This is a genomic window from Kitasatospora sp. CMC57, assembly GCF_045866025.2.
GTDB lineage: Bacteria > Actinomycetota > Actinomycetes > Streptomycetales > Streptomycetaceae > Kitasatospora.
This window is the reverse complement of sequence record NZ_AP035881.2, coordinates 388425-401282: the sequence shown is the minus strand read 5'-3', so window position 1 is coordinate 401282 and position 12858 is coordinate 388425. Positions and strand designations below refer to the sequence as shown.

Annotated in this window: 13 protein-coding genes; 5 read left to right on the top strand and 8 right to left on the bottom strand. The window is 72.4% G+C overall.

The features are described 5' to 3' along the window. Positions 1-20: 20 nt before the first annotated feature. A complete protein-coding gene (gene ligD, locus ACKUU6_RS01880; protein WP_407992019.1) occupies positions 21-1013 on the bottom strand; it encodes a non-homologous end-joining DNA ligase in 993 nt (330 codons plus the stop codon). Positions 1014-1106: 93 nt separating this feature from the next. Between ligD and ACKUU6_RS01875 the strand changes: the two genes are divergently transcribed. Beyond that, the gene (locus ACKUU6_RS01875) at positions 1107-2168 is read left to right on the top strand and encodes an ATP-dependent DNA ligase (RefSeq protein WP_407986614.1); all 1062 of its coding nucleotides are present in this window, start codon (positions 1107-1109) and stop codon (positions 2166-2168) included. A 7-nt stretch (positions 2169-2175) separates the two neighbouring features. Here ACKUU6_RS01875 and ACKUU6_RS01870 read toward each other — a convergent pair whose 3' ends face one another. Together ACKUU6_RS01870 and ACKUU6_RS01865 are read right to left on the bottom strand one after the other, a co-directional pair. Next, complete coding sequence (locus tag ACKUU6_RS01870) at positions 2176-3333, bottom strand: type III PLP-dependent enzyme (RefSeq protein WP_407986613.1); 1158 nt, start codon at positions 3331-3333, stop codon at positions 2176-2178. After that, a complete protein-coding gene (locus tag ACKUU6_RS01865; RefSeq protein ID WP_407986612.1) occupies positions 3330-4361 on the bottom strand; it encodes a phytanoyl-CoA dioxygenase family protein in 1032 nt (343 codons plus the stop codon). The genes ACKUU6_RS01870 and ACKUU6_RS01865 overlap by 4 nt, the downstream gene beginning before the upstream one ends. 638 nt (positions 4362-4999) lie before the next feature. Here ACKUU6_RS01865 and ACKUU6_RS01860 point away from each other — a divergent pair. Beyond that, positions 5000-6658 carry a serine/threonine-protein kinase gene (locus tag ACKUU6_RS01860; RefSeq protein ID WP_407986611.1) on the top strand — a complete coding sequence of 553 codons (1659 nt, stop codon included), beginning with the start codon at positions 5000-5002 and terminating at the stop codon, positions 6656-6658. Between the two features lie 13 nt (positions 6659-6671). Then, positions 6672-7646: a hypothetical protein gene (locus ACKUU6_RS01855; RefSeq protein ID WP_407986610.1), complete on the top strand. Its 975-nt coding sequence runs from the start codon at positions 6672-6674 to the stop codon at positions 7644-7646. Positions 7647-7653: 7 nt separating this feature from the next. Here the strand turns inward: ACKUU6_RS01855 and ACKUU6_RS01850 are convergent, their stop codons facing one another. Beyond that, positions 7654-8511 carry a carbon-nitrogen hydrolase family protein gene (locus ACKUU6_RS01850; RefSeq protein WP_407986609.1) on the bottom strand — a complete coding sequence of 286 codons (858 nt, stop codon included), beginning with the start codon at positions 8509-8511 and terminating at the stop codon, positions 7654-7656. Between the two features lie 61 nt (positions 8512-8572). Here ACKUU6_RS01850 and ACKUU6_RS01845 point away from each other — a divergent pair, with 61 nt between their 5' ends. Further along, on the top strand, positions 8573-9076 hold the full coding sequence (locus ACKUU6_RS01845; protein ID WP_407986608.1) for a GNAT family N-acetyltransferase: 504 nt from the start codon (positions 8573-8575) through the stop codon (positions 9074-9076). Positions 9077-9128: 52 nt separating this feature from the next. Here the strand turns inward: ACKUU6_RS01845 and ACKUU6_RS01840 are convergent, their stop codons facing one another. Genes ACKUU6_RS01840 through ACKUU6_RS01825 form a run of 4 tightly spaced genes read right to left on the bottom strand, consistent with a single transcriptional unit; the run spans position 9129 to position 11326 of the window. After that, entirely contained in the window at positions 9129-9503 is a 375-nt protein-coding gene (locus ACKUU6_RS01840; protein WP_407986607.1) for a hypothetical protein, read from the bottom strand. Positions 9504-9556: 53 nt separating this feature from the next. Then, complete coding sequence (locus ACKUU6_RS01835; protein WP_407986605.1) at positions 9557-10009, bottom strand: roadblock/LC7 domain-containing protein; 453 nt, start codon at positions 10007-10009, stop codon at positions 9557-9559. Between the two features lie 37 nt (positions 10010-10046). Continuing rightward, on the bottom strand, positions 10047-10943 hold the full coding sequence (locus ACKUU6_RS01830) for a transcriptional regulator (RefSeq protein WP_407986604.1): 897 nt from the start codon (positions 10941-10943) through the stop codon (positions 10047-10049). Next, a complete protein-coding gene (locus tag ACKUU6_RS01825; RefSeq protein ID WP_407986603.1) occupies positions 10943-11326 on the bottom strand; it encodes a hypothetical protein in 384 nt (127 codons plus the stop codon). Before ACKUU6_RS01825 ends, ACKUU6_RS01830 begins: the two co-directional genes overlap by 1 nt. A 483-nt stretch (positions 11327-11809) precedes the next feature. Between ACKUU6_RS01825 and tdh the strand changes: the two genes are divergently transcribed. After that, complete coding sequence (gene tdh, locus ACKUU6_RS01820; protein WP_407986601.1) at positions 11810-12838, top strand: L-threonine 3-dehydrogenase; 1029 nt, start codon at positions 11810-11812, stop codon at positions 12836-12838. The last annotated feature ends 20 nt before the right edge of the window (positions 12839-12858 follow it).

Below are 12858 nucleotides of genomic sequence, written 5' to 3'. Positions count from 1 at the left end.
CAGCGGGGCGGGCGACCGCCTCAGTGCTTGCGGGCCCGGCTGGGCTGGACACGGGGTGGTTCGCCCTCGGCCTTGGGGTGGTCGGGTGGGTACGGCAGGTCGCCGACGCCCTCGGCGGCCTGACGGGCCGCCAGTTCCAGGAGGGGGTCGAGGCAGAAGGCGTGGTCGGGCAGGTCCGCGTGCACGTCGCCGAGTTCGGCGTAGCGGGCGGGCATGGTGCGGATGGTGAAGTCCTGCGGGGAGACCTGGTCCAGCTCCTCCCAGCGGAGCGGGGCCGAGACGGTGGCCTCGGGGTGCGGCCGGACGGAGTAGGGGGAGGCGATGGTGCGGTCGCGGGCCATCTGGTTGTAGTCGACGAAGATCCGCTCGCCGCGCTCCTCCTTCCACCAGTTGGTTGTGACCTTGCCCGGCATCCGGCGCTCCAGCTCCCGGCCGAGGGCGATCACCCCGTGCCGGCAGTCGGTGAAGGTCCACTCCGGCACCAGCGGTACGTACACGTGCAGGCCGCGGCCGCCGGAGGTCTTCGGCCAGCCGCGCAGGCCGTGTTCGTCCAGGACGGTGCGCAGCTCGTGGGCGGCCCGGACGGCGTCGCCGAAGTCGGTGCCCGGCTGCGGGTCGAGGTCGATCCGGAGCTCGTCGGGGTGTTCGGTGTCCGCGCTGCGGACCGGCCAGGGGTGGAAGGTCAGGCAGCCGAGGTTGACCGCCCAGAGCACGGCGGCCGCCTCGGTCGGGCAGATCTCGTCGGCGGTGCGGCCGCTGGGGAAGGCGATCCGGGAGGTCGGCAGCCAGTCGGGCAGGCTCTTGGGGGCGCGTTTCTGGTAGAAGAACTCGCCCTCGATCCCGTCCGGGAAGCGCTGCAGGGTGGTCGGCCGGTCGCGCAGGCCGCGCAGCGCGCCGGGGGCCACCGCGAGGTAGTACTCCGCCACGTCCCGCTTGGTGTACCCGTGCCCCGGGAAGTACACCTTGTCCGGATTGGAGAGCCGCACCGCCCGGCCGTCCACGTCCAACTCGATCGCCGTACTCGCCATGCCCCCACGCTAGGCCGACCGTGCCAAGCCCGCGCGTTGTGGCGCGCACAGGAGCTGACGGACCGCCACCATCGGGGTATGGAACTCCCCGTGCTGCCCCCCGTCTCGCCGATGCTCGCCAAGGCCGTCACCCGGATCCCGCCCGGCCTGCACTACGAGGCGAAGTGGGACGGCTTCCGGGTGATCGTCTTCCGGGACGGCGACGAGATCGAGCTCGGCAGCCGCACCGGCAAGCCGCTGACCCGGTACTTCCCCGAGGTGGTCGAGGCGGTGCGGGCCGAGCTGCCGGAGCGGTGCGTGGTCGACGGTGAGATCGTGATCGCGCACGACGGGCGGCTGCACTTCGAGGAACTGCTCGAACGCATCCACCCCGCCGCCTCCCGGGTCCGCACGCTGGCCGAGCGCACCCCCGCCTCGTTCGTCGCCTTCGACCTGCTCGCGCTCGGCAGCGACTCCTACCTGGGGCGACCGCTGAGGGAGCGCCGGGAGGCACTGGTGGCCGTCCTGGCCCGGTCCGGTCCGCCGGTCCACCTGGCGCCGGCGACCACCGACCGGGCGGTGGCCGAGCGCTGGTTCGGCCAGTTCGAGGGAGCGGGTCTGGACGGGCTGGTGGCCAAGCAGCTCGACCAGCCGTACCAGCCGGGGGTCCGGGCGATGTACAAGATCAAGCACACCAGGACCGCCGACTGCGTGCTGGCCGGCTACCGCGAGCACAAGAGCGGCCCGGTGGTCGGCTCGCTGCTGCTCGGGCTGTACGACGAGTCCGGGCGGCTCCAGCACGTGGGCGTCTGCGCCTCGTTCACGACCGCCCGCCGGGCCGAACTGGTCCAAGAGTTGGCGGAGTTGCGCCTGCCCGATGGGGCCGAGCACCCCTGGATGGCCTGGCAGGACGAGGCGGCCCAGGCGGCGGGCCGGCTGCCCGGCGGGCAGAGCCGCTGGAGCGGCGGGAAGGACCTGAGCTGGGTGCCGCTGCGCCCCGAGCGGGTCTGCGAGGTGGGGTACGACCACATGGAGGGCACCCGGTTCCGGCACACCACCCAGTTCAAGCGCTGGCGGCCGGACCGGACGCCGGAGTCCTGCACCTACGAGCAGCTGGAGGAGCCGGTGCACTACGACCTGGCGGAGCTGCTGGGGTCCTGACGCCGGGTCAGGGGAGCACGGTGCAGGGCAGCGGGTCGAAGCCGTTGAATCCCTGGGTCAGGTAACTCGTGGCGTAGGCACCGCTGGAGAGGATCCAGACCGGGTCGCCGGACTGCACCGCCCGCGGTACCAGGACCGGGGCGGGGGCGTAGGCGTCGTCGCTGTCACAGGTCGGACCGGCCACCACGGCCGGGACGTACTCCGCGTCCGGGTGGGTCGGGAAGACCAGCCGGTACTGCACCTCGTCCATCTCGTAGAGGCCGTTGAACTTGCCGCAGCTCAGGTAGAGCCAGTGCTGCGGCTCGCCGTCCGGTCGCCGGCGGGAGGACAGCCGGTAGACGTGGGCCCGGATCGCGCCATGGTCGGCGACCAGGTGGCGGCCGGGCTCGATGACGAAGTCCAGGGCGCCGCCCGCGAGTTCCCTGAGCCGGTCGGTACCCTCGCGGATGACGGCGAACATCTTGTCCAGCGGCGGGCCGAGCGGTGTGCCGTGCCGGTCGTGGTAGCCGAGCGCCGGAAGCCCGCCGCCGAGGTTGACGTGGTCCAGCCGGATGCCGCGTCTGCCGAGCGTCACCAGCACCTCCGCCAGCAGCTCGAAGGCGTCCTGCCAGGCCTCGGTGGTCATCTGCTGCGAGCCGACGTGCACCGACAGGCCCGCCGGGGTGAGCCCGGCCGCCCGGGCGGCCTCCAGCACCGGCACCGCGTCCGCCGCCGAGCAGCCGAACTTCCGGCTCAGCCCCCAGAGCGCGCCCTCCCCGCTGGTGGCCAGCCGGCAGAAGACCCGCGCGCCCGGGGCGTGGGCGGCGATCGCCGCCACGTCCTCCAGGCTGTCGGTGGCGAAGTCCCTGATCCCCAGCCGGTACGCCTCGGCGATGCCCCGGTCGGACTTGACCGTGTTGCCGTAGTGGATCCGGCCGGGCGGCACGCCGGTGCGCAGCGCCTGGGCGATCTCGTTGGGACTGGCCGCGTCGAACCCGGCGCCCTGACCCGCCAGGTGGGAGAGCACATGGTCCACCGGGCAGGCTTTCATGGCGAACCGTACCGAGACCCCGGGCAACTCCTCGACCAGCGTTGCGTAGCGTTCGCCGATCCCTGCCAGGTCGTAGACGATCCGGTCCCCGGTGGCGGTGGCAAGCGCGGCTCGCAGTCCGGCGCTCGGGATCACTTGGCGGCGTCCTGTCCGCGCCACGACCTGAGGCCGAGCAACTTCTCGCCGAGCTCGTCGAGTTCCGGACTGCCGTAGCGCTCCCACTCGGGCCGGACGGCGTCGCCGACCAGGGTCCAGTTCCACTCGGGGGTGCTGAGGGTGCGCCAGGAGTTGATCCGGGAGGTGCGCAGCTCCTCGTGCTCCTCCAGGGCGGGCATCATCGAGAGGTACTGGACCGCCCGGACACCGTCGGCAGAGGTGTTGGCGGCGACGCCGTGAGCGAGCAGGCCGTTCCAGATCAGCAGGTCACCGGCCTCGAGTTCGGGCCGGACGACCGGGAGTTCGGTGCGGTCCACGGCTGGCCGGATGGGGTCGCGGTCGGCGTGCTGCGCGGCCTGCCACTGGTTGAACTGCCGGAAGAGTTCCGGGTTGCACTGGAAACCGCCGTGGTCCACCCGGGTGTCGTTGAGGGCGATGATGCCCTGGACGCGCTGCGGGAGGATGCCCTGGGTGGTGTCGACGTCCCAGTGCAGTTCGATGTCGAAGCCGGTCTCGGTGGGTTCGATCAGGGAGCGCGAACGGTTGCCGGTGTTGGGCGGGTTGAGGTTGATCCGGTCCAGGGTGACCCAGAGCTCCTCGCTGTCCCAGACGTCGACGAAGGCGTCGTAGACCCGCCGGTTCTGCCGCATGCTCCACTGCAGCTGGTGCTGGTACGCCTCCACGAAGCCGTAGACGTGCAGGTGGCGGTCGAGCTCGTCCCGGTAGGGGCGCTCGGGGTACCAGGTCTCGGGGCGGTCGGGATCCATCTCCTGGAACTCCCAGGCGAAGTTGAGCAGTTGACGGGCTTCGTCGGCTGGCACTGCCTGCTTGACGATCACGTATCCGTACGTCTGCCAGAAGGCGAAGTCCTCTTCGGAGAGGACGCGCAGCGGGCGGTCCTTTCGGATCTCGCGCAGTGTCGTCCGCGCCAGGTAGGTCTCGCCGTCCGCGCTGAAGTACGGTCGGTCGGTTGCGGCGCGGTGGAGATACCGTTCGGGCGTCGGCATGCAGTCACTCCAGGTCGGGTGGTCAACGTGGCCCGGATTCCCCTCGGGGGAAAGGGCGTTGGAAGTCAGGCCGTGGGGAATGGACGTCGCACGGGCCGCTTCCCCCAGATTGGACTAGACCAACTTTCGGCGTCAAGCCTTTCCGGTCGACAACTCGGTTCGACGGCCCGATAACCGGTGGAATTCTGCCCTGACGGACGGTCAGGGAGTGACGATAAGGGCAGGGAAAAGCGGCCGGAAGATTATGTGCAAGGGGAGAACAAAGAATTCGGTGCGGCGCGTCGAAGGAGCGCGTGCTGACTGCGGGTCGGCTGCCCGATCACCCCGGCACGGGCTCCGGAAGGTCGGCCCCGCCGGAGAAGCTGCGCAGCGTCGGCCCGGCCGGCGCGGCCGGATGATCGTGTGCGGCCGGGTCGGGGGCAACGGGTTTCGGGCCGCGTGGAAGTCCAGGCCACGGAGAGTGACCACGAACCATCCTTCGCCCGTCTGTGCGAGGGGCCGTTCGATCCGGTAAGGACGACCTGGAGCGGTGAAGTTGTGACCTATCATCGCCCGCGGGCCGGAACCCGTCGGCCGTGGACCGCGTCACTCTGGGTGGCCACATGCGGTGTGGACCGACCTCTCGGGGGTGGAGACAGATGGACGACGCGACAGCCAAGGCCGGACCGCAGGACCAGCGGTGGGAGCTGCCGGACTACGAGCACGGGCGCGAGCTCGGCGCGGGCGCGGCCGGGCGCGTGGTACTGGCCCGGCACCGGGCCACCGGGACGCCGGTGGCGGTCAAGTACCTCTCCGGACCGGCGGCCGACCACGAGGGCTTCCGCGCCGAGGCCGAGCTGCTGGCCGGCCTGGACTCCCCGTACATCGCGCGGCTCTACGAGTACGTGGAGAGCCCGTACGGGTCCGCGATCGTCATGGAGCTGATCGACGGCATCTCGCTGCGCGACCTGATCAGGGCCGAGGGCGCCACCGGGCCCGAGGCCGCCCTGACCGTGCTCAAGGGTTCGCTGCTCGGCCTGGTCGCCGCCCACCGGGCCGGGGTGGTGCACCGCGACTACAAGCCGGGCAACGTCCTGGTCGCGGCCGACGGATCGTCCAAGCTGGTCGACTTCGGCATCGCGGTGAAGGTCGGCGACACCGGCGGGATCGCCGGGACCCCCGCCTACATGGCTCCCGAGCAGTGGGCCGGCCGGCCCGCCGCACCCGCGACCGATGTCTACGCCGCGACGGCCACCTTCTTCGAGTGCCTGACCGGCGCCAAGCCGTACGCCGGCACCACGCTGATCGAGCTGGCCGTCCAGCACACCGAGGCGGAGATCCCGGCCGAGCAGGCGCCCGAGGCGCTGCGTCCGCTGATCCTGGCCGGCCTGGCCAAGACGCCGGAGCAGCGGCCGGACGGTGCCGCCCTGCTGGTTGAGCAGCTGGAGGCGGTGGCGGGCGCCGCGTACGGGCCGGACTGGGAGGCCAGGGGGCGGCACCGGCTGGCCGCGCTGGTCGCCCTGCTGCCCGGGCTGCTGCCGTACGGCGGGGCGCCGTCGGTGGGCAGTACGTCCTTCGCGAGCACCACGCTGGGGCAGACGGCGGGCGGGGCCGTGCGGTTCGGTCGGCGGGCCAAGCTGCTGACCGCAGGTGTGGCGGTGGTATTGGTGGCCGGCGCACTGGCCGGGGTCGCGGTCGCGGGGGCGGCGGTCGGCTCGGCGGGAAGTACGGTGGCCGCGCCGAAGGCGACCACCACGCTCGGGCCGGCAGGAGCGGTGGTGCCGGTGCCGTCCGATACCGCGTCACCCAGTGCCTCGGCTTCGCTGTCGCCCTCGCCGTCCGCGGAGCCGAGCGCCACAGCCTCGGCGACCCTGGCTCCGCCGGTGCCGAGCCCGCCGAGCCCGAGCGCCAAGGCTCCGACGCCGACCTTCTCCGCCACAACCTCAGCGATACCGACACCGACCGCCGGTACGCCGACGCCGACCGTGACGCCGTCCGCCCCGCCGCTGAAGGTGTCGTACATCGCGGGCTCGTCGAGCTGCACGCCGTCGTACATGACGGTTTCGGGGACGGTCAGCACGGACGGGGCCGCGGACGGCACGCTGACGCTGACCTGGACCAGTAGTTCGTCCAGGCTGCCGATAGCCATCCACACCGTCGCGCTACCCAAGGGACAACGGACCGTCAAGTTCAGCGACTCGATGCCGTTCGGCGCGGCCTCGACGCTGAACGTCAGGCTGGCCAGCACACCGGCCGCCGACCGGGGGCAGAACTCGACGTTCAGCCTGAACACCATCACGTGCAACCCGCCCCGCTGAGAGCAGGACAGCCATGACCACTCCACCGGCGTCCGAACCGGACCACACCGTACGCCTCGGCAAGCCCGAGGACGACGCGCCCGCACCCGTGGTGGCGCTCGGACCGGTGCGGCCGTCGAAGCCCGCTGCTTCCGAGGAGACCGTCCGGCTCGGCGGTCCGGACGCCGGCCCGAACGAGACGGTGCAGCTCGGCGGGTGGGTGGTTGGTCCGAACGAGACCGTCCAGCTGCGGATCGAGCCCGAGGCGGTGGCGCTGGACGAGGAGCTGACGGTCCGGCTGAGCCAGGACGAGTCCGCCGGCACCGTGCGGCTCGGGCCGCCGCCGGCCGGGAGCACCGTGCAGCTGCGGCTGCCGGCGGAGGCGCTCGGCTTCGAGAGCGCGACCTTCCTCGACCCCGAGGTCTGGCCCGCGCCGACCGCCGTGGACCGCACCCGGCCCGACGCTCCCGCGGTCGCGCCCGCTGAGCCCGGTGCACCCGTCGAGCCCGCTGCACCCGTCGCGCCCGAGCCGGACGGTCTGCGCAGGTTCGGCCCCGGCGTCCCGCCCCAGGCGGCCGCCGTCTGGCACGGCACCGCCGAACCGCCCCGCAAACGGCGGTGGCGGCGCTGGCTGATCCTCCCGTTGCTGCTGGCGATGCTGGCCGCCCTCGGGTACTGGGCGTGGCAGCAGTACGGCCGTCCCATGGTGGTCAACTCCGTTGCGGTGCAAGCGGATCCGGCGCCGCTGACCTGCGACGGGACCCAGGTGGTCCGGGCCACCCTGGCCACCGACGGCGGTGGTGGGGACGTCCGCTACCGCTGGCGCCGCAGTGACGGTACGGACTCCGGTGAACTCGTCCAACACATCCCGCGTGGCCGTCGTGCCACCGAACTGGTGCTCCGCTGGTCCTTCCACGGCCAGGGCTCGATGGACGCCACCGCCACGCTGGAGCTGCTCGCCCCGGAGCCCCACACGGGGGCCGTCTCGTTCACGTACGACTGCGCCTGACCACCCGTCAGTCGAGCACGGCCGAGGTGCGGGGGAGCACCTGGGCGGTGAGGGAGGGATCGGTCAGAACGGGTTCGTCGGTGCGGGCCCGGGAAAGGGCGGCGGGGGAGAGGCGCGCGGTGGCCAGAGCCGGGCCGTCGGGGCCGGCCTCGGCGAGCAGGGTGCCGTCGGGGTTCCAGACGGCGCTGCCGCCGCAGCCGTGGTACGGGCCGCTCGGGCCACAGTGGTTGGCGAGGAGGACGTAGCCGGTGTTGTCGAAGGCGCGGGCCGGGAGGACGGTGGCACGCTGGTGCGCGCCGCTGCCCCGGCCGAGCATGGCGCCGAGCAGGTAGGCGTGGGCCCCGTCCAGGGCGGCGGCCCGGGCGTGTTCGGGGAAGCCCAGGTCCCAGCAGATGCCGAGCCCGAGCCGCCAGCCGTCCAGCGTGAGCGTGCAGCCCTCGGTGCCGGGGCTGAAACCGGCGGCGCGTTCGGCAGGGGTGGCGTGCTGCTTGTCGTAGCGGGTGACGAAGCGTCCGTCCCGTCCCAACACCAGCGCGGAGATCCGTAGTTGGCCGCTCTCCTGGTCGCGGGTCGGCGCACCGACCACCACGGCGGTGCGGCTCTCGGCGCAGGCGGCGGCCAGCGGGTCGAGCCGGGAGTCGTCCGCACCGAGGGTGTGGGCGGCGGGATCGGCGACGATGCCGTGCAGCTCGTACCCCGTGAGGAACAGCTCCGGCAGCACCAGCAGCGCGGACCCTTGGTCGGCGGAGCGGCGGACCAGCTCGGCGGCGGTGGCGACGTTGGTGGCGACGTCGAGCGCGACACAGGCGGCCTGACCGGCGCCCAGGGTGAGAGCGGCGGCCGGCAGGGCATGAAGATCACTCATGGACGGCCAGACTACAGCCGGACCGGGGATACTCGGGGACCGCCCTCGAACAGGAGACCGTGTGATCACCGCAGAGACGCTCCGGACCCCCAGGCTGACGCTGCTGCCGTTGCTGGTGGAGCACGCGGAGGAGATGACCGTCGTGCTGTCCGACCCGGGTCTGCACCGCTTCATCGGGGGTGAGCCGCTCGGTGCCGGGGAGCTGCGGGCGCGATACGGAGGGATGGCGGCGGGTTCGGGTGACCCGGGGGTCGGGTGGCTCAACTGGGTGCTCCGCCTGGAGGAGCGCGGGTGTTTGGTCGGTACGGTCCAGGCGACCGTGACGGCAGGGGAGCACGGGAGCACCGCCGAGATCGCCTGGGTGCTGGGGACGCCCTGGCAGGGGTGCGGTCTCGCCGCCGAGTCGGCCCGGGCGCTGGTGGGTTGGCTCCGGGAGCGGTCCGTGGCGGCGGTGATCGCGCACGTGCATCCGGACCACCGGGCGTCCGCCGCCGTCGCGACGGCCGCCGGTCTGGTGCCCACCGAGGAGTGGCAGGACGGCGAGGTCAGGTGGCACCTGCCCTGACGGCCCGGACCGCGAGCGGAGCCGGCAGGGCAGGTGGCTCGGAGCAGGCCGCTCAGACCTCCAGGTCGGACTCGATGCGCTTCAGTTGGTGGCGGGCCATCGCGAGGTTGGCCCGACTGCGGTCCAGGGCGAGGTAGAGGAAGAGGCCCTTGCCCGAGCGGCCGGTGAGTGGGCGGATCAGGTGGTACTGGCTGTTGAGCGAGATGAGGATGTCCTCGATCGCCTCCTTGAGGTTCAGCAGTTCGATCGCGCGGACCTTGGCACGGACCACGTCGGTGTTGCCGGCGGCGGCCACGTTCAGGTCGAGTTCGGCGCCGCCGCCCAGAGTGCCCAGCGCCATGCCGCTGTTGTAGTCGACCAGGGCGACGCCGATGGCGCCGTCGATCGAGCTCATGACGTCCTTGAGGGCGGCCTCGGTGTTGGCCATGGTGGCTCTCCTTCGCTTTGGTGAGGTTTTTCGGGACGGGTGATCGGGGCTGGTCATTCGCGGTCCTGGCGGGCCAGCACGGCATCGGACAGTTCGGCTATCCGCCGACCGGCCCGGCGGGCTTCGAGATGCAGGCGGCCGATGTTGGCGTCCGGCCCGGCCAGCAGGGTGAGCACGACGTAGCTGCCCGCCGCGTACGTGGCGGTGTAGCCGAGTTCGCCCCGGGTGAGCAGTTCGCGGAACTCGCCCTGCCCGGTGGCCTCGGCCAGTCGGGCGCCGACCCCGAGCGCGGCGGCGGTGAGTGCCGCGACCCCGGACGGCTCCAGGCTCCGGGTGTCGTGGGCGACCACCAGGCCGTCGGTGGTGGCGACCAGGCTGCCGGTCAGGTGCGGAACTCTGGCCCGGAGCGCGCTCAGCTCTTCCAGCAGACCGGGGCCGGCCAGTAGTTCGGGATCGATCAGGACGGGGGGCCGACGGCCGGTGAACTGTCGCAAGGTGCGCTTCATGACTCGTTGGGGCGGACGGTACGGACGGGTGGAACACTCACAGTCGGGCCTCCAGGCCGGCTCGGATCCTGAGCAGCAGGGCGACGTGCGGATCTGACGGGTCGTACGCCGGTGGAGCGGCGAGTCGGGGCGGCGTGGGGGCGATGGGCCAGGGCATGGGGGCGACGGGTCCGGCCGGCACGGGTGCGGCTGCGGGTGGTGGGACGGGTGGTGGGACCGGCTCGATCAGGCCCCCGGCTGCCAGGTGCCGGACGTCCAGCACGGTGCCGTACGCCGACCGGCCGAGCAGCAGCGCGATCTCGGCCGGGGTGCGCAGGCCGTCGGCGGCTTCCAGCACGGCCCGTCGCCGCCGGGTGCAGCCGCGCGGCACGCTGCCGGGGCGGCGGTGCAGGGCGGCCGAGTCCAGTTGGGGCGAGGGCCAGACCCGGTCGAGCAGGGACCGTCTGCGCCCGACGGCGGCGCGCAGCTCCCGGACGGTCATCGGCCGGGCCAGCGTGAACAGCGGCGCGGGCGCCGGGGCGTACCTGATCTCCCCCTCGGAGCGGCTCAGCACGACGTAGGCGGCGTCCAACGCGGCCGTCAGTTGGCAGAGTTGGAGCTCACCGGCGGTGACGCGACCGGACCGGACCAGCTGCTCGGCCATTGTCCGTCCGGTGGTCAGGCAGGCGTCGAGCTGTTCGGCCCAGTCCGCGTCGGTCAGCCTGCCGCAGCCGGTGAGCAGGGCCCGCACGTCCGGCGCGACCGGGCTCTGGGCGTCCACCACCGCGCCGTCGACCAGGTGCAGGGTGCCCGCGCTGCCGTACAGCGCGCCGGTGGCGCGGGAGGCGGCCAGGTCGGCGAGGGCGGTCTCGATCGAGCCGGCGGGGGCGAAGCCCGAGCGGCGCCGCCGGGGAAGCCGAGGGGCGGGTGCGGGGGCGTGCAGGGTGGCGGTCATCAGTCGAGCACCAACTGCTGGGCGATCGCGGCGAGCCGGAGTCTGGCCAGGGCCAGGTTGGCACGCTCGCGGTCCAGCCGGAGGTAGAGGATCAGGTTGCTGTCGAAGGCGGTCTCGACGAACCGGACCAGGTGGTACGCGGCGGCCGAACTGAGGATCAGGTCCTCGGCGGGCGCGGTACCGGCCGCCGGGTCGGCGAACGAAGCGCTCTGGGTGACCGCCCTGGCCAGCTCGGTCGCGTCGGCGGCCCCGGCCTCGTGGTCACCGCCGGGGCCCTCCCCGGCCGTGCCGAGCGCCAGCCCGCTGGTCCAGTCGACCAGGCTGACCCCGAGCGCACCCGGAACTCCCATCGCCTCGGCCAGGCAGTCATCGATTCCCGGCAACGGTCCGCATCCCTCCCGCCGTACCCGTGGCAGGGCACACCTGTGGTCCCGCGCTCACAGGCGGTAACCTTTTGCGGGACGTAACGCTAGCCCGGTCCGCCCGATCGTGGGTCGGATTCGGGCATATTCCTCGGGCATATGCCCGAATCTGCTAGAGGGACAACTGGCGCCCGGTGGAAGCGGTCTGGCGGGTAGTCGGCTGATCCTGGCTGCTCGGCTACGGCGGCCCGTGGGTCGGCCGGCGCTGGCGGTCCGCGAGGGCGTTCGGTACCGCCGTCCGGGTGGTGAACGGCACGGCGGCGGGGCGGTGGCGGTGGGCTCGGGGACGATCGTGAAGCCGAGCTGTGGCGGCCGTTAAGAATTCCTCGATGGACCGCAGCCGCGCTCAGCAGGCAGATTGCACAGTGCTGTGCGGCTCCGGTGAAGATCCGGTCCGGCCGTCGGCAGTCCAGTCCGTCCCACCGTGCGTCAGGAGCCGTCGCCGTGAAGGCACTCGTCAAGCAGAAGGCCGAGCCGGGACTCTGGCTGATGGACGTCCCCAGGCCCGTGATCGGCCCGGCCGAGGTGCTGATCAAGGTGCTGCGGACCGGGATCTGCGGCACCGACCTGCACATCAGGAACTGGGACGGCTGGGCGCAGCAGACGATCAGGACGCCGCTGACGCTCGGCCACGAGTTCGTCGGCGAGGTGGCCGAGATCGGCGCCGGGGTGACCGACGTCAACGTGGGCGACCTGGTCAGCGGCGAGGGCCACCTGGTCTGCGGCAAGTGCCGGAACTGTCTGGCCGGGCGCCGCCACCTGTGCCGCAACACCATCGGCCTGGGTGTCGGCCGGGACGGCGCGTTCGCCGAGTACGTCGCACTGCCCGCCTCCAACGTCTGGGTGCACCGGGTGCCGGTCGACCTGGACGTGGCCGCGATCTTCGACCCGTTCGGCAATGCGGTCCACACCGCGCTCTCCTTCCCGCTGGTCGGCGAGGACGTGCTGATCACCGGCGCGGGTCCGATCGGCATCATGGCCGCCGCCGTCGCCAAGCACGCCGGCGCCCGCAACGTGGTGATCACCGACGTCTCGCCGTACCGGCTGGACCTGGCCCGCGAGGTCGGTGTGACACTCGCGCTGAACGTGGCCGAGGAGTCGATCGAGGACGGGCAGCGCAAGCTCGGCATGCGCGAGGGCTTCGACGTCGGCCTCGAGATGTCCGGCCGCCCCGAGGCGATGCAGTCGATGATCGCCAACATGACGCACGGCGGCAAGATCGCCATGCTCGGCCTGCCCGCCGAGCAGTTCCCGGTGGACTGGGCGTCCGTCGTCACCTCGATGATCACCATCAAGGGCATCTACGGCCGGGAGATGTTCGAGACCTGGTACTCCATGTCGGTGCTGCTGGAAGGCGGCCTCGACCTGAGCCCGGTGATCACCGGTCGCTACGCCGCCGCGGACTACGAGGCCGCCTTCGACGAGGCCGCCGGCGGCCGCTGCGGCAAGATCATCCTCGACTGGACCGTCTGACCCCCGTCAGCTCAGCAGGT